Below are 19,004 nucleotides of genomic sequence, written 5' to 3'. Positions count from 1 at the left end.
CGGCCTTTCACTTCTTCAAAAATGCGGCCCAGATACTCTCCAATCACGCCCAGGCTAATCAACTGGATCCCGCCCAAAAACAAGGTCATCACCGCCAAAGAGGCGTAGCCGGGCACGTCGGAGCCAAACAGCAAAGTACGAATGACGAGGAAAAGGCCATACAGCAGAGCCGCCAGCGAGATCGCCAAGCCCAGATAGCTCCACACCCGCAAGGGCCAAGAGCTAAAAGAGGTGATGCCTTCTATGGCTAGGTTCCACAGCCGCCAGTAGTTCCACTGGGTTTTGCCGCGAAAACGGGGGGCACGGTCGTAAAAAATGGCCACCTGCCGGTAGCCTACCCAGGCAAAGATCCCTTTCATAAAGCGAGTGCGCTCCCGCAGTTGCTTGATGGCGTCTACCACCTGCCGATCCAACAGCCGAAAATCTCCTGTATTGCGCGGGATCCGCACCTGGCTGAGCTGGTCAATGACCCAATAAAACCCGTTGGCGGTGAAGCGTTTTAGCCAGCTTTCCCCTTGGCGGCTGCGGCGCACAGCGTACACCACCTGGTAGCCCTGCCGCCACTGCTGCAGCATTTCCGGGATCAGCTCTGGGGGATCCTGCAGGTCGGCGTCGATGGGGACAACGGCTCTGCCCGCAGCGTAGTCCAAGCCGGCGGTAAGGGCAATTTCCTTGCCAAAACAGCGGGAGAGGTTCACCACCTTGATGCGGGGATCCTGGCGATGGAAGGCAATAAGCTTTTCCAGCGTGTCGTCCTGGCTGCCGTCGTTGACACAGATGATCTCGTAGGGGATCCCCAATGGATCCAAGGTTAGGCGCAGGCGCTCGAACAGGTGATCCAGGTTCTCCGCCTCATTTTTGCAGGGGATGACAACCGAGAGCTCAGGGGCAGCAGTCTCAGAGGACATAGAAGAGCAGGGATCCCGTACCTGGCGATTATTCTGCCATCACGGGGTGCTATGGGTTTGCCGACATCTCCGCCACAATTGAGCGCAGCTCATCCTCCGAGATGCGGTAGACCTCGTTGCAGAACTGGCAAACCGCCTCTGCTCCCTTGTCGGTACGGATCATGTCGATGAGCTCGTCCCGCCCCAACATGCGCAGCGCCCCCTTCACCCGGTCGGAATTGCACTTGCAATAGAAGCGGATGGCGCGCATTTCCGGCGCGATCTTGAGATCCAAGTCGCCCAAGCAAATTTGCAACAGCTCCCGCAAACCGCCACCACAAGCCAGCATCGGGCTAAATTCCTCCACCTTGGCCAAACGGGCTTCCATTTCCGGGATCAGGCTGGCCGGCGCCCCTGGCATCAGTTGCAACAACACTCCACCGGCAGCCCGCACCCGCTGCGAATCGAGGTTGACCCCCAAAAGGACTGCCGAAGGGATCTGCTCTGAGGAGGAGAGGTAGTAGCTGATATCGTCTCCCACCTCTCCCGAAACCAGCTCCACCGCGCTGGTGTAAGGCTGGCCGTACCCCAAGTCCCGCAGCACATGGAGGTAGCCATAGCGCCCAACGGCTTGGCCCACATCCAACTTGCTCTCAGGGGTGAGGGGAAGCTCGATGGCCGGGTTGCTCACATAGCCGCGTACCGTGCCGTCCAAGCCGGCATCCACCCAGATGTTGCCCAAGGGGCCATTCCCTTTCAGTTGCAGGTTAATCCGCGCCTGGCGTCGCTTTAGGTTGGCCGCCAGCAACAGGGCTGCGTTCATGGCCCGCCCCAGGGCCACCGTCGCCACATAGGAAAGCTTGTGCCGCTCCCGGGCCTCTTGCACCGCCTGGGTAGACACCAAGCCCACCACCCGAATCTTGCCCTCCGCCGCCGTGGCCCGGATCAGGTGATCCGGCAGAGATGAGGGAGCAGCCTCAGAAGGATCCTGAGAACCTTTCGCTCGCTTCAATCGTTCTGACCCAGAGACATCCGTCATCGCAACCTCAACGCATGTCCTAAAGCAAGCCTGCAGGGATCCCCTGGCGACTTAACTTTCACCCTCGATTGTAACCCCTCTCTTGCCGGACTTGGGGGAGAGCACTCTCCTGTTGGGGTGGGCATGAGACCGTCCCTTTTCTGGGAGAGACTTTAAGAAGTGTGAAGATCTGAGATGGTAGACGGCAAGCATATCGGAAAATAGCTTGCGGGTATGCTCGTCATACTCTTTAAAAAATCGACTTGAGGATGGATATCCATGAGTGTTGTTACGAAATCGATTGTGAACGCGGACGCGGAGGCCCGCTACCTCAGCCCGGGGGAACTGGATCGAATCAAGTCCTTTGTTGCCTCGGGTGAGAAGCGGTTGCGCATTGCTCAAGTCTTAACCGAGTCTCGTGAGCGCATCGTCAAACAAGCTGCCGACCAACTCTTCCAGAAGCGCCCTGACATCGTCTCCCCAGGTGGCAATGCTTACGGAGAGGAGATGACGGCGACTTGCCTGCGGGATATGGACTACTACCTGCGCCTGATCACCTACGGTGTCATTGCCGGCGACGTCACCCCCATCGAAGAGATCGGTCTGGTGGGTGTCCGCGAGATGTACAACTCTTTGGGCACACCCATTCCGGCGGTGGCCGAGAGCATTCGTCAAATGAAGCAGGTGGCCATGGGTCTGCTCTCTCCCGACGATGCGGCTGAAGCCGGCTACTACTTCGACTTTGTGGTGGGGGCAATGAGCTAGTCCCTCATTGTTTTTGCTGCACAACCGTTTGCTGTTCACCGACTTGATAGGAAGCTCATCATGCAAGACGCGATTACCGCTGTGATCAACAGCTACGATGTCCAAGGCAAGTATCTGGACAACTCGGCCATGGAGAAGCTGAAAGCTTTCTTCGCCACGGGCGAGTTGCGGGTGCGGGCGGCTGCCACCATCGCGGCCAATGCCTCCACCATCGTCAAGGATGCGGCTGCCAAGGCCTTGCTGTACTCTGATCTCACCCGTCCCGGTGGCAACATGTACACCACCCGTCGCTATGCCGCTTGCATTCGCGACATGGACTACTACCTGCGCTACGCCACCTACGCCATGCTGGCCGGGGATCCCTCCATTCTCGATGAGCGGGTGCTGAACGGGCTCAAGGAGACCTACAATTCGCTGGGAGTGCCCATTGGGGCCACCATCCAGGCCATCCAAGCCATGAAAGAGGTGACGGCCGCTCTGGTGGGTGCTGATGCCGGCAAGGAAATGGGTGTGTATTTCGATTACATCTGCTCTGGTCTGAGCTAGCTACCAGCGCCATTGCTTCGGCGTAAGGTTCATTGTCCAACGAGCACGACGGGCGACTTGCCGCAGGGATCTGGTGTGCTGATGGGGGTACGCGAGCTTTCTGAGGTAGGTCGCCTGTTTTGCTGGTCAAGACGGCCCATTTCGTTGTTGAGCGGGGATCCCATATCATGCGCATGTTTAAGATCACGGCCTGTGTGCCCAGCCAAACCCGGATTCGCACCCAGCGGGAGCTGCAAAACACCTACTTCACAAAGCTGGTGCCCTACGAAAACTGGTTTCGGGAGCAGCAGCGCATCCAGAAATCGGGTGGCCGTATCCTGAAGGTAGAGCTGGCCACGGGCAAGCCTGGGATGGACGTAGGACTGCTGTAGTTTCCCTATCCCTTTGTTTCTTTCCCTCAGATACTGAGAATAGCCCTCTCCAGATCCGGTATGCCCAGCTCCAAAAGATGTGCCCTTGGGGCTGGGGTGGCGGATCTGGTTGTTTCATGGGAGGGATAGATGTTGCCTCATGTGCCGGCCCGGCTGGAACCGATCATCGCTGCTTACAACCTGAGCAAGGTTTACCCGGTGGCCATCAAGGAGCCGGGAGTGGTGGGCACCCTGCGCCACTTCTTTCGCCGCACCTACCGCTACATCCCGGCAGTGCAGTCCATCAGCTTTCAGGTTCAGCCGGGGGAGGTGGTGGGGTTCTTGGGGCCGAACGGAGCAGGCAAGACCACCACCCTCAAGATGTTGACCGGCTTGATCTATCCTTCTGGGGGCACGCTGCAGGTGGTCGGCCACGTGCCCTACCGGCGCGAGCCATCTTTTTTGCGGCAGATCACCCTGGTGATGGGGCAGAAGCAGCAGCTCATCTGGGATCTGCCGGCGATAGACTCTCTGCGGATTAACGCCGCCGTTTACGAGATCCCGGAGAAGGAGTTTCGCGAACGGGTGGGGGAGCTGGCGGAGCTGCTCAACTTGGCAGGCAAGCTGAAGCAGCCGGTGCGCAAGCTTTCCCTAGGGGAGCGGATGAAGGCGGAGCTGTTGGCGGCCCTGGTGCACCGCCCGCAGATCTTGTTTTTGGATGAGCCCACCTTGGGGTTGGATGTCAACGCCCAGGTCAGTGTGCGGCAATTTTTGCGGGATTACAACCGCCGCTACGGGGCGACGGTATTGTTGACCAGCCATTATATGGCCGATATCACCGCGCTGTGCCAACGGGTGTTGGTCATCAACGCGGGGCGGCTCATCTACGATGGTGACCTGGAGGCGCTGCTGGAGCGCTTTGCCCCCTACCGAGAAGTCAAGTTGGAATTGGCCCGTCCTTGCTCTGTTGCCCAACTGCAGCGTTATGGGGAGGTGCGCAGCGAGGGGGATCCCGACGGCTGCGAGGCGCGGCTGTGGGTGCAGCGGGAGCAGCTTACCCAGACGGTGGCCCAGTTGTTGGCGGAGCTGGAGGTGTTGGATCTAACAATAACAGATCCGCCCATCGAGGAAGTGATCGGGCGGGTGTTTGCGGATGGGATCCCTTTGGCCAGCCCATAACAGTGTTGAGTTGCTTGGATGGCTATAAAGGATCCCGTCTCGCCGCGCAAACCGCTTGGCTGGATACGGGATTGCCACCCTCCCATCAGATTTTTTGAGTAGCGGCCTCCCGCTGTTCAGGGGTAGAGCGCGCCGCGTGCAGGGCAAAGTAGAGCTTATTGAGGGCATTCATGTAGGCTTGGGCCGAAGCGACAATGATGTCGGTGTTGGCGGCATGGCCGGAGAAGATGCGGTCTTCGTGGCGCAGGCGGATGGTCACTTCCCCGATGGCGTCGATGCCGGCGGTAACCGATTGGACGGAAAACTCGATCAGCCTGTTGGGGATGTTGACAATGCGGTTGATGGCCTTGTACACCGCATCCACCGGGCCTGTGCCTACGGCCGCATCTACCCGCTCTTCCCCCTCAGGAGTGATCAGGCGCACCGTGGCGGTGGGAGCCTCGCGGTTGCCGCACACCACTTGCACATGCTCTAGACGGTAGAGTTCGGGCACCGAGCGAGTTTCGTCGTTAACAATTGCTTCCAGATCCAGATCGGAGATTTCTTTTTTCTTGTCGGCCAGCTCTTTGAAGCGCAAGAAGGCTTTGTTCAAATCCTGCTCCGACAGCTCGAACCCCAGTTCTTTCAAGCGAGTGCGGAAGGCATTACGGCCCGAGTGCTTGCCCAACACCAAGGTGCTCGATTGCAGGCCGATGGTCTGGGCGTCCATGATCTCGTAGGTCTGGCGGTTTTTGAGCATGCCGTCCTGGTGGATGCCCGATTCGTGGGCAAAGGCGTTGGAGCCGACGATGGCCTTGTTGGGCTGCACCAGCAGGCCGGTGAGGTTGGAGACCAGACGGGAGGTGCGGTAGATCTCCTGCGTTTTGATGTGGGTGAGGGGCTTCTCGGAGTCTACGGGCAGGCCGAAGTAGGGGTTGAAGTAGCTGCGCCGCACGTGCAGGGCCATCACCAATTCTTCCAGCGCCGTGTTGCCGGCCCGCTCGCCAATGCCGTTGACCGTCACTTCCACCTGACGTGCGCCTTGCTTAATCGCTTCCAGGAAGTTGGCCACCGAGACGCCCAAGTCGTCGTGCCCGTGCACAGAAAGGATCGCTTGCTTGATGTTGGGCACGTTCTCGCGGATGCCCTTGATCAGTTGGCCGAACTCCTCCGGCATGACGTAGCCGACGGTGTCGGGGATGTTGATGGTTTTGGCTCCCGCCCGAATGGCTGCCTCGATCACCTGGTACAGAAACTCCGGATCGGAGCGGGTGGCGTCCATCATGGAAAACTCCACATCCTCCACGAAGGACTTGGCATAAGCCACCATCTCTTCGGCAATTTGCAGCACTTCGGCGCGGGTCTTGCGCAACTGGTACTTGAGGTGAATGTCGGAGGTGGAGATGAAGGTGTGAATGCGCGGCTTGGCGGCAGGCTTGAGGGCTTCGGCGGCTGCCTCAATATCCGGCTTGAGGGCGCGGGCCAGGCTGCAAATCACAGGGCCATCGGGGGTGCCCACCTGTTCGGCCACCTTCTGCACCGCCTCGAAATCGCCAGGGCTGGCATAGGCAAACCCCGCTTCGATGATGTCCACTCCCAGCCGGGCCAGTTGCCGGGCAATGGCCAGCTTTTCTTCGGTGTTGAGGGTGGCGCCGGGGCACTGCTCCCCGTCGCGCAGGGTGGTGTCGAAAATGAGCACGTGATCGAGGGCTTGGCCATCAAATGCAGCGACCGCGGCAGCATCCATAACGGTTACTGGGATAACGAAACATTGCCAACCTTTATTCTGACATTAGTTGGCAGGGGTTCTGACCCTGCTGGGGGGAGATTGGGGTGGTCTCTGTTGGAATGCCGGTTGGCTTGGGTCTTGCAATTTTTCTCCTGGGATCCCCGGCGGCAGGCGGATCCCGAAGGCGCAAGCCAGCAGGTGTTCGTATTCTTTCTCGTCCTTGAGGGGGCGTTCCCGGCGGCCTTCTGGGGTGGTCTCGATCCATTTAAAGAGGGAGCCATCGGCGCGGGCGGTGAGGGTGATCCGTCCGCTGGGGGTGGCCAGGCTGCACAGGCGCAGGCGGGTAAACCTGGATGCCGGCGACGTTTGGTGGAAGCGGCACATGGGCTCGAACTCCTGCAGTTGGCGCGGGATCCGATCCAGCAGGAAGAGGGTTTTCCAGGTGCGATCCGGTCGTTCCTGTTGAACCAGCCAGTAGCGTGCGGGAGCTGCGGGCCAGGGGGTGAGGCGGTAGCGCCCTTCCGCCTGGGCTTGGATGCTGGGATCCCCCAACCGCAACGGCTCCCGAAAGGCATCTCCATAGCCCACATCTGCCAGCCATGTTTCATCGCCGCAGCTCACCTGCAGGGCCAGATGGTCGCATTCGGGGCCAAAGCAGCCATCAGTCCGAGTAGCGTGAACGGCCCGGCTCACCTGTCCCGAGAGCAGATGGACCGAAAACCCCATCCCCTGCAGAGCAGCGGCCAGCAGGCTGTTCAGTTCAAAGCAAAAGCCGCCCCGCCGCTCGCGGACGATTTTTTGGAACAAGAAATCCCGCTCCAGGCGAATGGGGCGACCCCAGTGAATATCCAGATTTTCAAACGGCACCCGCAGCAGGTGGGCCAGGTGGATTTGGCGTAGGGTTTGCGGGGTGGGCTGGGTGGGGCCGACGTAGCCAATGCGCTCCAGGTAGGCCCTGATTTGGGCAGGCGTCAGCGGCTCTAGCATCAGCACGGGAACCCGTTGGGTTGGCGGCAAGCGAGCATCTGGCCTACCCTAGCCTTACCGCAGCTCCCCGACCAGAGCCAGAAGAACAGTTTTACCCCTGCTGCAAGACGGGCAATTTTTTCGCTCTCAGCCTCGATTTTGTAGCCGCCGACACCCCCCTATCGGCAGAAGATGAAGTCGTATTGATACCGCCGGTCAGCAGGGGCTGAACAGGAAGAATAAAGGGAGAATGCTACGATAACGTCAAGAAAAAAAGAAGGCGAAGCGTTACATGGCAGAATACACTCGGTCGATTTCCTTTTACGGGCGGGAAATTGACATCAATATCGGGCTGATGGCTCCCCAGGCAGGGTGTGGGGTCTGGCTGACTTCGGGCGAAACTTCGATTCTGGTCACAGCCACCCGGCAGGCGGGGCGGCCTGGTGTCGATTTCATGCCCCTGTTGGTCGATTATGAAGAGCGCCTCTACGCCGCCGGACGGATCCCGGGGGGATACTTGCGGCGGGAAGGTCGGCCACCGGAACGGGCCACTCTGATCTCTCGTCTCATAGACCGACCCATTCGTCCGTTGTTCCCGGAATGGCTGCGGGACGACGTGCAGGTGGTGGCCACCACCCTCTCGGTGGACGATGCAGTGCCGCCCGATGTGCTCTGCATTTTGGGAGCCTCGTTGGCGATTCACGGCGCTCGCATCCCCTTCAACGGACCGGTGGCGGCAGTGCGGGTGGGCTTGGTCAAGGATGAATTTATCCTTAACCCCACCTATGCCGAAATTGAGGCCGGCGACCTGGATCTGGTGGTGGCCGGCTGTGCCGATGGCGTGATCATGGTGGAAGCGGGGGCCAACCAACTGCCGGAGAAGGACATAGTGGAGGCCATCGAGTTTGGTTTTGAGGCCATTCAAGAGCTGCTCAAGGCCCAACAGCAAGTCTTCGCAGATCTCAACATCACTCCTGTAGAGCTGCCCCCTCCCCCTGTCAATGAGGAGCTGGTTGCCTTTGTGGCAGAGCAGGCTCAGGAGGGCATTCGCTCTATCCTCAGGCAGTTCCTGGACAAGACCAGCCGCGAGCAGCAACTGGAGGCGATCAAGGCTAAGCTAGAGGCCCAAATCCAAGCGCGGCCAGAGGGGGATCCCTTGCGGCTTTATCTGCTGGAAAACCCCAAAGAATTGGACAATCAGTTTAAGGCCCTCACCAAGAAGCTGATGCGCCAGCAGATCCTGCGGGAGGGGGTGCGGGTGGATGGGCGCAAGCTGGACGAGGTGCGACCGGTCTCTTGCCGGGTGGGTTTGATCCCGCGGGTGCACGGCAGCGCTCTGTTCAACCGCGGCCTCACCCAAGTCCTTTCCATCACCACCCTCGGCACTCCCGGCGATGCCCAGGAGCTGGACGACTTGCACCCGGTGGATGAAAAGCGCTATATGCACCACTACAATTTTCCGGGCTTTTCGGTGGGGGAAACGCGGCCCTCGCGCTCGCCGGGACGACGGGAGATCGGCCATGGGGCGCTGGCCGAGCGGGCCTTGGTGCCGGTGCTGCCCAGGGAAGAGGAGTTTCCCTATGTGGTGCGGGTGGTGTCGGAGGTGCTTTCTTCCAACGGCTCTACCTCAATGGGATCCGTCTGCGGCTCTACTCTGTCCCTGATGGACGCGGGGGTGCCGATCAAAGCGCCAGTCAGCGGGGTAGCCATGGGCCTGATCAAAGAGGGGGATGAGGTGCGCATCCTCACCGACATCCAGGGCATCGAGGACTTTCTGGGCGACATGGACTTCAAGGTGGCCGGCACACGGGCCGGGATCACCGCTTTGCAGATGGACATGAAAATCACCGGCATCACCGTGGATGTGGTGGAGAAAGCCATCCAGCAGGCCAAGGCCGGGCGGGAGTTTATCCTCGACAAGATGCTGGAGGTCATCCCTGCCCCTCGACCCCAGTTGGCCAAAACAGCCCCCCGTCTGCTCACGTTCAAGGTGGATCCCGAGGATATCGGCAAGATCATCGGCCCTGGTGGCAAGACGGTGCGCGGCATCACGGAAGCGACAGGTGCCAAGGTGGACATCAGCGACGATGGCACGATCACCGTGTCCTCCTCGGTGGGCAGCCAGGCGGAAGCGGCGCGGGCGATGATCGAAAACCTGGTGCGGCGGGTGGAAGAGGGGCAGGTGTACCTGGGCAAGGTGACCCGCATCATCCCCATCGGCGCCTTTGTGGAGTTCTTGCCGGGCAAAGAAGGCATGATCCACATTTCGCAACTGGCGGAGTACCGCGTCACCCGGGTAGAAGATGAGGTTGCTGTGGAGGATGAGGTGGTGGTCAAGGTGCGCAGCATCGATCACAAAGGCCGCATCAACCTCACCCGTCTTGGCATCAGCCCTGAGGAAGCCGCGCGGGTGCGCAACCATCACCCCTGAAGCTGCGGTTTCCCCCCAGCAACTGGGATCCCCTCGACAGCCAGAATGGCAGAGAAAGCTCCCTCTTGCTTGCTCGCGTCTGCAGTGCCGTTCGCTCCTGACTTTCTCACGGCTCAAGATCCTGTTTCTCAAGCTCGGCCGTCGCCCTCGCGGCGGAGGCTGGGTTGGGCCTTGGCTTGGGGCTTGGGGTGGGCCACCCTGCTCAACCTTTCTGCCCAGCATCCGTTGTTGCTGCGGCTGGAGAGCGACTCCCAGGAATGGCTCTACGCCCACCGCGGCCCTCAGCAACCTTCTCCAAAAGTGGTGATCGTCGGCATCGATGGCCGCATCGATGGGCAGGGAGAAAATGGTGATGGCCAGCACAATGTTGACTTTCTCCTGGAACGGGCGAACTACGCCGGCCTGACCTTGCGCCTGCTGGAAGAGGCCGAGGCCAGGGTGGTGGTGCTGAACCTGCCCAGCAGCTTTGTGGTGCCCCAAAACCTGGGCAACGAAAACCTGGATGCCCCCTTGCGGCAGGTGGTGCAGCGCTACCCGGATCGCTTGGTTTTGGCCACCCGAAGCAGCGAGAGCTTTGGCCGGGCCGAGATCAACATCTACAACCACTTCTTGCCCTTTTCGTCCTTGCGACTGGAGTATTTGGTGCCGCCAGAGCACGTGCAAGGGGTGGTGCAATACCAAGTCGATGGGGCCGGGATCCTGCGCCAGGCCCAGTTGCGAGGGCTCTACCTGCGCCGCGACAGCCAAGAGGAGCAGATGTTTGCCTCTGTGGAAGCGCTGGCTTTTGCCAAGTACGACCCGGAGCGGGCCAGCCGCTGGTTTCGCCAGCGGGGTTTGCAGCCAGTTCAATTCAACCCCCTCGGATCCCAGCACAGCATCCCCATCATTCCCATCGAGCAGATCTGTCCGCCGGTGATCCCCCAGACGGGATCCGGCTCCCCGACGCTCAGCCCCGGCCAAGCCTGCCGCGGCCAGGAAGGGATCCCTCCCCTCAACCCCAAAGTTGCCGACCAATTGCGGGACAAAATTGTCCTGGTGGGCTTTGTGGGCGGCTACCCAGAGACCTTCCCGGTGCGAACGGCGGATGGATCCCAGATTGCGGCAGTGGAGCTGCAGGCGCAAATCTTGTCCAGCCTGCTCACCGGAGACGTGTACCACTCCCTGCCGTCAGGGCTGGCAGGCGGGGTGGTCTTGCTGCTGGGAGCAGGGACGGGACTGCTCTTGGTACTTTATCGCCCCTCCCTGCGACTGAACCATTGGGACTGGCAACAACAGGGGTTTCTCCTGCGGCCCCTGGTGGGGCTGGCCGTTTACGAAGGGTGGGCTGTGGCCCAGTTTCTGCTGTGGCGTTGGGTTTGGCCTTTCGTTTTGCCGGCCTTGGCCAGTGGGTTAACAGGGGTGAGCCTGCTGCTCACTCTGGTCATTGTGGAGAACCAGGAGCGGCTTTTGGCTCAACAACAAGAATTGGAGCGCTTGCGCCGAGCCGAACAGGAGGCCGCCGTCGACCAGGCCCGCAAGCTGCTCTACCGAGTAGCCACCGACATTCACGATCGCGAGCTGCAGGAGCTGAAGGTGGTGATGGACGACCTGGAGAGCCTGCAATGGCAACAGCAGCAGGGGAAAGACTCTGACCCCGCCATCTACGATCGCCTGCTGGAACAACTGGAGAGGATCGGGCGGGGCATTCGCGAGCAGCTCAACGACGTGCGCACCCTGGCCACCAAGCTGCATATCTCCCCCAGCTTGCGGGAAGGCTTGCACCGGGGCATCGACACCTATCTGGACGAGCTGATTCAGACGGGCAGCCTGACCTTGTCCGTAGAGCGCCACCTGCAACCTCTGCAGGAGCCCAACACCAGCGAGTGGTTCGACCAACGGGAGGACATCTTGCGTTTTTTGCGCGAGGCCATCGGCAATGTCATCGCCCACGTACAGCCCCCCAAAGGCAGTGCTTCTTTCGTCAGGGTGTCGCTGGCACAAACGGAGCGACATTGTTGCCTATCGGTAGTCAATGACGGCGTTGAATACGCTCCCAGCCCTGGTGGCGGCTACGGCAGCAAGGCCATGAATACCATCGCCCGCTATCTACCCAAGGGATCCTGGCACCGCACCCAGACCCCAGAAGGCCATACCCACGTCGAGCTGCACTGGGAAATGCCCAGCCTTTATAGTCGTTTTAAACAAGATTAAGACACTTTGCCGCCAGCCCAAGCGCTCCGCGCCGCTCACGCGACCACCCCCAGCCCCTCTCCCAGAGGCACCCTCACCCCCAGCCCCTCTCCCAGAGGGAGAGGGGAGTTAGAGCGGTACCTGCGCGACAGCGTTGCGGAACAATAACGACGTAGAGAAACGTTTCATTGCTATTTGACAATGACTGCAACCTCAGAGATCTCGCCTGCAAGTAGAAAAAAAGACCCTGGCCAGGGGCCAGGGTTGCTAGGCCAGCTCAGCGCTAGACTCAACTAGCAAGGGGCTTGTTCAGGCAAAGAATAGCTCTCCTGCCCTACTGCCCTAGGGATTGCAACCAGCCGATCAGGGTAGAGCCGGACAGAGATTCAAACAGGATCAGGGCAACAAAGCCGATCATCGCCAAACGCCCGTTCAGTCGCTCTGCATACTCGGTAAAGCCCACCCGCGGAGTGGTGTCCACATACATTTCCGGCTCGATAGCATAATTGTTTAGGCGGCCGCCTTCTTCAACAACGACGGAGCGATATCGGCTCATAGGGTTCTCCTTGTTTCTTCCTTACCTAGTTTAGCTCGTTTTGCATAGGATTGTAAAGTTTTGTTTACGACTTTGTGGATGCCCGGCACCCTGAGCTTCCCGACAAAGGCCGACTAGGCGAGGAACAACTTGTAGGCGGGGTTGTGGCTCTCGTCCCAGTAGCGATAGCTCAACGTATCCAGAAAACGCTGCCACTCGGGCATTTCGCAGGTGGGCACCTGCATGCCGATGAGAACGCGACCGTAGTCGGCGCCGTTGTTGCGGTAGTGAAACAGGCTGATGTTCCAATTGGGGCTCATGCAAGACAAGAACTTCAGCAAAGCTCCGGGCCGTTCGGGGAACTCGAAGCGGTAGAGCAGCTCATTTTCCGCCAGCAGAGAGCGCCCGCCCACCATGTGGCGCAGGTGCAACTTGGCCAGCTCATCGTCGGTGAGATCCAAGGTCTTGAAGCCGGCCCGCTCCAGATCCAGAGCCACCGCTTGGGCATCGGCCCGATCCCGCACCTGCAGCCCGACAAAGATATGGGCTTCTTGCTCGTCGGCGATGCGGTAGTTAAACTCGGTGAGGTTGCGCTGGCCAATGTGGGCACAGAACCGGCGCAGGCTGCCGCGTCGTTCCGGAATGGTGACGGCAAAAATGGCTTCCCGCTGTTCGCCGATTTCGGCCCGTTCGGCCACAAAGCGCAGGCGGTCGAAGTTCATGTTCGCCCCACAAGCGACCGCCAGCAAAGTCTGTCCTTGGATGCCGGTGCGGCTCACATAGGCTTTGAGGCCGGCAATGGCCAGAGCTCCGGCAGGCTCCAAAATGGAGCGGGTATCTTCAAAGACATCCTTGATGGCGGCACAGGTGTCGTCGGTAGTCACCAGGAGGATCTCGTCCACGTACTGCTGACAGAGGCGGAAGGTCTCTTCCCCCACTTCCCGCACTGCCACTCCATCGGCAAACAGACCTACTTGGGATAGGCGCACCCGCCGGCCTGCCTGGAGAGACCGGTACATGGCATCGGAGTCCACCGGTTCTACACCGATGATCTTGATTTCGGGGCGCAAGCGCTTAACGTAGGCGGCAATGCCCGCGATCAGGCCGCCCCCGCCAACAGCGACGAAGATGGCGTGGATGGGCTGTTGGTACTGGCGCAGGATTTCCATGCCGATGGTACCCTGGCCGGCGATCACCAGGGGATCGTCGAATGGATGGATGAAGGTCAAACCTTTCTCGGCTTCCAGTTGCCGCGCGTGAGCGTAGGCATCGTCAAAGGTATCTCCGTACAAGACCACTTCTGCGCCCCGCGCCCGCACGGCATCCACCTTCACTTGAGGGGTGGTGACGGGCATGACGATGATGGCCCGAGTGCCCAGCCGCTGTGCTGCCAGGGCCACTCCTTGGGCGTGGTTGCCTGCGGAGGCCGCGATCACCCCTTGCGCCAGTTGCTCCGGGGGCAAGTGGGCCATCTTGTTGTAAGCCCCGCGCAGCTTGAAGGAGAAAACCGGCTGCATGTCTTCCCGTTTCAGCCAGACCGGGTTGTTCAGGCGGCGGGAGAGGTTAAAAGCCGGCTCCAGGGGGGTTTCTTGGGCCACGTCGTAAACGCGAGCTGTAAGGATCTGAACGAGATAATCACAATCCATCGGGATGTATCGATAGGGTCGAAAACGGTCGCTCCCGGCGGGCTAAGAGCTATTATCCCAGGGATCCATCCCTTCTCCAGCAAGGGGGGCTTGGGCATAATAACAAAGGCCATGGGAGAAGAAGCGATGTCGGCGCAGGAAAAGTTGAAGGCGCTGTTGGAGAGCCAGCCGGTGGCCTGCTTGGGGGTGCTGGAGCAGGGATCCCCGGCAGTGTCGCTGGTGCCCTTTGTGGTGCAACGGGATCCCTTGCGTTTTGCCATTGTCATTAGCGATCTTTCTTCCCACACCCAGGCTTTGCGGGCGGATCCCCGCGCCAGCTTGCTCATCCACGAGCCGCCCACGCCGGTGGATCCCCGCAGCAACCACGCTTTGCCGCGGGTGATGGTGAGCGGAGAAGCCCGGTTCCTCAGCCGCGCGGAGGCCCAAGCCTGGGGGTTTGAGGCCCTTTATCGTGCCAAGTACGAGATTGCCGAGATGATCCTGGGCCTGGCGGATTTTCACTTCTGCCAGATCACCCCCACCGGCGGCAGCTTTATTCAGGGGTTTGGCCAAGCCTTCCGGCTGAGCGGCCCCAACCTGGATCAACTGGAGCATCTCGGCCGCACCTAGGCGCAAGAACATGGCCTTCCGACCGGCAACCGACGACAGGGAGGGCGAATAAACCGTTGCCGCGCCAGTTTCCAGGTCGCGCTGCTACTTGCAAGTGACCGAAGACATGGGTCGGCAGGGATTCGAACCCTGGGCCAATCGGTTAAAAGCCGAGTGCTCTACCGCTGAGCTACCGACCCAAGTTTGCAGCTTTGTCATACTAGCAAAACTTCTGTCACACTAGCAAAGGTTCTGGCCGTATCCCTAAAAATCTTGCTATGCTGAACTTAGACCAACCCTGGGGCTGTAACGGTTTCGACGGGGTGGCGAACATGGGTTCATGATACAGGTCGGGATTGAGCTTATCCCGTTATCACCAGGCTCAAACCAGTACGTGCGAACAACGTCGTACCCTTTGCTCGTAAAGCAGCTGCTCTGGCTGCCTAAGGCTCAGTAACCGAAAACTGACTCTGAGCTCGAGGATCTGCTCACGACCCCGTTAAGTGGGCGGATCACAACCCCAACGGGTGCAGCTCTCTGCTCTGGCTCCGTCGAGGGAGAGACCAAGATTAGGCGGAGAAATCCCATCGCCGGGATCCAAACGGCGATCCCCGCCTCGAGGGTCAAAGAGGCTAAGCCTGTGAATGAGTGATCCCTTAGTACCCATCTCGGACACGGGTTCGACTCCCGTCAGCTCCATCCTCAGGTGCCCTAGGCCCAGAAGGTTGCTGGAGGGCTTTTGGGCGTCCATGAAAGTCCGGCAAGATCCAACGCCATGCCAAGGTGGGGCCTGGCGCTCACTGCAGCTAGTGGGAATGGCTGGTGCTGCAGCAGCTTTTGGTTTTCGGCGGCGGAGGGGGCACATCCAAAGCCGGGTTGCACTCAAAGAAGCCCAGCGGCTTGAGCAGAAAGCCAATGTAGCTAACCGGCATCACCGGCCAGTCTTCGGTGCGGGGGAAGTGGTTACAGCCAAAGCTGTACCAGAGCACTAGGCGGGTATTTTCTAGGGATCGGTTGGCTTGTGTCCATTTCACCAGCCCTTCCCCACCGGGGTGTTGGTTGGGGTAGTCCCCCGCCGGGAACTTTTCGCCAGGATGATAGGGCGTGGCCCAGAGGTGGTGGGCCAAATACCCTGCCCGTCGATACAGCCAGGAGTCGGGGTGGGCCAGGAACCGGACATTCTCTCCTGGGAGCAACTTGTAGGCCACCGGCTGCCCCAGGCGGTTGTGGCGGTTGGGGTTGACAATCTTCCAGTAGCGCCCCCGCAAGGGATCCACCGTTTGCTTGGCTTCCTGCTCAGTGCTCAACAAGGTGGAGCGGGCGCGGAAGGCGTTGCCGTAGGGGTTATCCGGCCCCAAGGGCAGCGGCTCGGCGTGGACTTCGTAGAGGGAGTTGCCCGGCCCATCCACCGCCATGTCCAGGCGCACGGTAAAAAAGTGCTGGTGGTTGAGGCCAGACAATTGGGGCGCTACCAAGACGCCAAACTCCGGTTCCTCCCCCGGCAGGGTGGCGCAGGTGTTGATGATGCCGGTGAGCTTGGCCTCGAACTCCAGCGTGCCGTCCTGGTAGAAGTACCAGAAAAAGCCGTAGTCGTAGTTGCCGATGGTGGTAAAGAAAGAGAGCACCAGCCGCCGCGAGCGCCGCACCTGAGCTCGCTCCGTGCGCCAGTCGGTGTGCTTCCAGAGCACGCCAAAGTCCTCCTCGTGCATGCAGATGGCGTTTTTGAGGAGCATGGGCTCACCGCTGTTGCTGGGCAGCCAGGCATCGAAGTAGTAGATCTCCCCCAGGCAGTCGCAGCCCAGGCGCAGGGAATTGGCCTGCATGCCGATGCCGTATTCCCCCACGTCAAAGGCGTTCTTGCGACAGTGGGGATCCCGTGGATCCCCGTAGGGCACCACCATCTCGGCTACCGAAGCCCGATAGAGGATGGGGCGAAGGCGGCCCTGATCCTCATAGCTCACCTGATGCAGCACCAGCCCCTCGCGGGGGTTAAAGCTGATGCGCAGATCCCACTTCTGCCAGCGGATGTGGTGGCCTTCTACTTGGAAGCTCACCCCTTGGGGCTGAGTAATTTCCAAAGGCTTCAAATCTCGGCGAAACTCTTTGAAGAAGATCTCGTCAAAATTGCCATCTTCCGGGGGCAGAGGCCAGGGGCCGCGATCCTCCACCTTGATCACCTGCATTTGGTTGAGGTCAATCCAGGGGTAGAGGCCTTCGAGGGGACGGGCATAGCCATTGTCGTAAGGGGAAGTGCGCAGGAAACACAGACCCCGCACCAGCCGCCGCCCCTCTTCTTCCGGGATCCCAAAGTAGCCCACCGTCCAGTAGTCCACCATCACCCGCTCCACATCGGCAATGCCCCGCCGCTGCAGGGCGGCCAGAAATTGGGGATCCTCCTTGAGCAAGCGGTCACAGGCGTAGACCTCATCGTCCAAAAGGGGCGGCTGCACGCCGGGGACGAGCTGCCAAGAGCACACCTGCTGCCGGGAGAGGGAGACCACCGCCTCGTAGGTGCTGCCCTCGGCGGGATCCAACAGCACCACAAACGCCTGCCGATCCCAGGGTTGGCCCGGTTGCCAAGCTTCCATCCAGGGCCGCTCCGGCTCCTGCAGTTGGATGGTGACAAAGCGGCAGCGGGAAGCAAGAGGGCGCTCCTGACGCAGGATTTTGACCACTTGCCGGATTTCTTCGCCATTCAAGGGATCCAGGGGGTGGCTTGGCCATTCGGGCCGGACAGCCGCGGTTGTGGCAGAAAGCGATCGCTCCTGCTCCTGCAGAGCAGGCTGAGGACTGCGAGGAAGTTCACAAATCACAGAAATAACCTTGAATTCTACAGAAAGTGAATTGGCTGGGTGACGATCCGTTGAAAAATGCCGCAGGGATCCCCTTGCCTGCCACCCCAGGCGCTCTAAGCTAGCCATCAGCCCGTACAGGACAACCTGGCCGTTGCCACAAGCAACTTTGGCGACCTTGGCCGGCAAGAGGATAGGCTCAAAGAATCCGTTCTTGGGGACAACCTCACCTTCGCCAGCTAGCCCAACCTGAGGTTATCCCCATCCGTTGGGTTGTCTCTGCCCGCTAACCAAAGGAAGAGGGCAGCGGCACCTTGAGCAGCCGCGTTACCGCAAACCGAAAAATATCGAACAATCGCCAGAAACTAACTATAGGCTTCCGAGGGAAAAGATCCCCGCTCAAAATCAGCAGCAATTTTTTTAGGCCAAACGTGGCATAGGGCAGCATAAAAAAGAATCAACGCTTCACACAGGCTGAGGGCGCAGCCGCAAGGAAGGAGCTTGATGCAGCACTGCTCTCTTCTCAACGCGAACTCATTTCGGCTTGCCCTAACCCCACCTGCTAGGGGGATCCCCAGTGTTGGGATCCAAGGCGCAACTGCCCATTACTATAGCAGAGGCTGCCCCCTCGGCCACAAGCTGCGGGCAAGAGTCGGCTCTCCGGATCTGAAAGCGTGAAGTAAAGATCTTGTATTGGCTAACACATCTTTGAGCAGAGTACTAAAATCATGCTTAAAGCTAAGGATTTCTGGCAAGGGGATCTCTCAGATCTGTATGAGGATCGTCCACAATGAGGTAGCGCTGGTGGAACAACCAACCGTTTTGGTGGGGGAGATGGCTTCAGCTCAACACCGCCTGGTGCCGGTGCGGCCAGAAGACGGCGGCTTTTATCCAGAGCATCTCTTTTTGGCTCTGGAGGCCATCCAACTGGGCTACTGGCAACTGGATCTGCGCAGCGGGGAGCTGAGCAGTTCCCCTCAGTGCAAGGCCAAGTACGGACGGGATCCCGGCGAGGAGTTCACTCTGGAGATGTTTTTCGAGAGCGTTCACCCCGAAGATCGCCAAAGGGTGAAGGAAGCTCTCCAGTTGGCGGGGCCTAGAGCATTGGAGGGGGATCCCAACTTTGCCGTCGAGTACCGCGCCCACCTCGCAGACGGGCAGGTGCGCTGGCACCTCTCCCAGGGGATCGTGCTCCTGGGGCCGGAAGGGGATCCCAGCCATATCGTGGGGGTAACCTTGGACATCACCGAGCGCAAGCAAGCCGAGCTGAGGCTGCAGCAACAGGTGCAGCGGGAAAAACTGTTTAACCGGCTCATTCAAGCCATCAGCACCTCTTTGGATCTACCCGCCCTCTTTGAGGTAGCGGTGCAGGAAGTAGGCCAGGTTTTGCAGGCAGCGCGGGTTACCCTTTACCAATATCTGCC

15 protein-coding genes, 1 tRNA gene and 1 other RNA gene are annotated in these 19,004 nt (G+C 59.9%); 9 read left to right on the top strand and 8 right to left on the bottom strand.

Going from position 1 to position 19,004, the window contains the following annotated elements; translation table 11 throughout:
* Together NW857_RS05120 and hslO are read right to left on the bottom strand one after the other, a co-directional pair.
* Positions 1 to 908 (bottom strand): glycosyltransferase family 2 protein (locus NW857_RS05120; protein WP_414368166.1); only part of this gene is annotated, 908 nt, incomplete at its 3' end.
* A 49-nt stretch (positions 909 to 957) separates the two neighbouring features.
* Positions 958 to 1,848 (bottom strand): Hsp33 family molecular chaperone HslO, encoded by an 891-nt coding sequence (gene hslO, locus NW857_RS05115; protein WP_414335144.1) that lies wholly within the window; start codon positions 1,846 to 1,848, stop codon positions 958 to 960.
* 336 nt (positions 1,849 to 2,184) lie between these two features.
* On the opposite strand from hslO, the gene NW857_RS05110 reads away from it, so the two are divergent.
* From NW857_RS05110 to NW857_RS05095, 4 genes are all read left to right on the top strand, one after another.
* Positions 2,185 to 2,670 (top strand): allophycocyanin, encoded by a 486-nt coding sequence (locus NW857_RS05110; protein ID WP_414331342.1) that lies wholly within the window; start codon positions 2,185 to 2,187, stop codon positions 2,668 to 2,670.
* Between the two features lie 60 nt (positions 2,671 to 2,730).
* Positions 2,731 to 3,216 (top strand): allophycocyanin subunit beta, encoded by a 486-nt coding sequence (gene apcB, locus NW857_RS05105; RefSeq protein ID WP_414335138.1) that lies wholly within the window; start codon positions 2,731 to 2,733, stop codon positions 3,214 to 3,216.
* Between the two features lie 167 nt (positions 3,217 to 3,383).
* Positions 3,384 to 3,587, top strand: a complete 204-nt coding sequence (locus NW857_RS05100) for a phycobilisome linker polypeptide (RefSeq protein WP_011433055.1) — start codon at positions 3,384 to 3,386, stop codon at positions 3,585 to 3,587.
* 129 nt (positions 3,588 to 3,716) lie between these two features.
* Positions 3,717 to 4,745 carry an ABC transporter ATP-binding protein gene (locus NW857_RS05095; protein ID WP_414335139.1) on the top strand — a complete coding sequence of 343 codons (1,029 nt, stop codon included), beginning with the start codon at positions 3,717 to 3,719 and terminating at the stop codon, positions 4,743 to 4,745.
* Between the two features lie 85 nt (positions 4,746 to 4,830).
* On the opposite strand, the gene NW857_RS05090 is transcribed toward NW857_RS05095, so the two are convergent.
* Both NW857_RS05090 and NW857_RS05085 read right to left on the bottom strand, forming a co-directional pair.
* Positions 4,831 to 6,471, bottom strand: coding sequence for a 2-isopropylmalate synthase (locus NW857_RS05090; RefSeq protein ID WP_414335140.1), 1,641 nt, complete (start codon positions 6,469 to 6,471; stop codon positions 4,831 to 4,833).
* Positions 6,472 to 6,516: 45 nt separating this feature from the next.
* Complete coding sequence (locus NW857_RS05085) at positions 6,517 to 7,440, bottom strand: arylamine N-acetyltransferase family protein (RefSeq protein WP_414349040.1); 924 nt, start codon at positions 7,438 to 7,440, stop codon at positions 6,517 to 6,519.
* 271 nt (positions 7,441 to 7,711) lie between these two features.
* On the opposite strand from NW857_RS05085, the gene NW857_RS05080 reads away from it, so the two are divergent.
* On the top strand, positions 7,712 to 9,850 hold the full coding sequence (locus NW857_RS05080) for a polyribonucleotide nucleotidyltransferase (protein ID WP_414335142.1): 2,139 nt from the start codon (positions 7,712 to 7,714) through the stop codon (positions 9,848 to 9,850).
* A 171-nt stretch (positions 9,851 to 10,021) separates the two neighbouring features.
* Complete coding sequence (locus tag NW857_RS05075) at positions 10,022 to 12,040, top strand: CHASE2 domain-containing protein (RefSeq protein WP_414335143.1); 2,019 nt, start codon at positions 10,022 to 10,024, stop codon at positions 12,038 to 12,040.
* Between the two features lie 313 nt (positions 12,041 to 12,353).
* Here NW857_RS05075 and NW857_RS05070 read toward each other — a convergent pair whose 3' ends face one another.
* Positions 12,354 to 12,575 (bottom strand): high light inducible protein, encoded by a 222-nt coding sequence (locus NW857_RS05070; RefSeq protein WP_414334922.1) that lies wholly within the window; start codon positions 12,573 to 12,575, stop codon positions 12,354 to 12,356.
* 113 nt (positions 12,576 to 12,688) lie between these two features.
* The gene (gene ilvA / locus NW857_RS05065) at positions 12,689 to 14,200 is read right to left on the bottom strand and encodes a threonine ammonia-lyase, biosynthetic (RefSeq protein ID WP_414334923.1); all 1,512 of its coding nucleotides are present in this window, start codon (positions 14,198 to 14,200) and stop codon (positions 12,689 to 12,691) included.
* 126 nt (positions 14,201 to 14,326) lie between these two features.
* On the opposite strand from ilvA, the gene NW857_RS05060 reads away from it, so the two are divergent.
* Positions 14,327 to 14,809, top strand: coding sequence for a pyridoxamine 5'-phosphate oxidase family protein (locus NW857_RS05060; RefSeq protein WP_414334924.1), 483 nt, complete (start codon positions 14,327 to 14,329; stop codon positions 14,807 to 14,809).
* Positions 14,810 to 14,916: 107 nt separating this feature from the next.
* On the opposite strand, the gene NW857_RS05055 is transcribed toward NW857_RS05060, so the two are convergent.
* Positions 14,917 to 14,988, bottom strand: a tRNA-Lys gene (locus NW857_RS05055).
* A gap of 100 nt (positions 14,989 to 15,088) precedes the next feature.
* Between NW857_RS05055 and ssrA the strand changes: the two genes are divergently transcribed.
* Positions 15,089 to 15,490: a transfer-messenger RNA gene (ssrA, locus tag NW857_RS05050) on the top strand.
* Between the two features lie 104 nt (positions 15,491 to 15,594).
* Here the strand turns inward: ssrA and NW857_RS05045 are convergent.
* Entirely contained in the window at positions 15,595 to 17,601 is a 2,007-nt protein-coding gene (locus NW857_RS05045) for a primary-amine oxidase (protein WP_414368164.1), read from the bottom strand.
* 813 nt (positions 17,602 to 18,414) lie between these two features.
* Between NW857_RS05045 and NW857_RS05040 the strand changes: the two genes are divergently transcribed.
* On the top strand, positions 18,415 to 19,004 hold a 590-nt coding region (locus NW857_RS05040; protein WP_414368162.1), incomplete at its 3' end, for a PAS domain-containing protein.

This window comes from Synechococcus sp. H55.9, from assembly GCF_047462355.1.
In the GTDB taxonomy this organism is placed as follows: Bacteria; Cyanobacteriota; Cyanobacteriia; order Thermostichales; family Thermostichaceae; genus Thermostichus.
This window is presented reverse-complemented; position numbering and strand designations above follow the sequence as displayed.

Excerpts from the sequence above, each read along its gene's own strand:
- NW857_RS05110 (WP_414331342.1), top strand. The coding sequence starts at position 2,185 with ATGAGTGTTGTTACGAAATCGATTGTGAACGCGGACGCGGAGGCCCGC.
- apcB (WP_414335138.1), top strand. The coding sequence starts at position 2,731 with ATGCAAGACGCGATTACCGCTGTGATCAACAGCTACGATGTCCAAGGC.
- NW857_RS05100 (WP_011433055.1), top strand. The coding sequence starts at position 3,384 with ATGCGCATGTTTAAGATCACGGCCTGTGTGCCCAGCCAAACCCGGATT.
- NW857_RS05095 (WP_414335139.1), top strand. The coding sequence starts at position 3,717 with ATGTTGCCTCATGTGCCGGCCCGGCTGGAACCGATCATCGCTGCTTAC.
- NW857_RS05090 (WP_414335140.1), bottom strand. The coding sequence starts at position 6,471 with ATGGATGCTGCCGCGGTCGCTGCATTTGATGGCCAAGCCCTCGATCAC.
- NW857_RS05085 (WP_414349040.1), bottom strand. The coding sequence starts at position 7,440 with ATGCTAGAGCCGCTGACGCCTGCCCAAATCAGGGCCTACCTGGAGCGC.
- NW857_RS05080 (WP_414335142.1), top strand. The coding sequence starts at position 7,712 with ATGGCAGAATACACTCGGTCGATTTCCTTTTACGGGCGGGAAATTGAC.
- NW857_RS05070 (WP_414334922.1), bottom strand. The coding sequence starts at position 12,575 with ATGAGCCGATATCGCTCCGTCGTTGTTGAAGAAGGCGGCCGCCTAAAC.
- ilvA (WP_414334923.1), bottom strand. The coding sequence starts at position 14,200 with ATGGATTGTGATTATCTCGTTCAGATCCTTACAGCTCGCGTTTACGAC.
- NW857_RS05060 (WP_414334924.1), top strand. The coding sequence starts at position 14,327 with ATGTCGGCGCAGGAAAAGTTGAAGGCGCTGTTGGAGAGCCAGCCGGTG.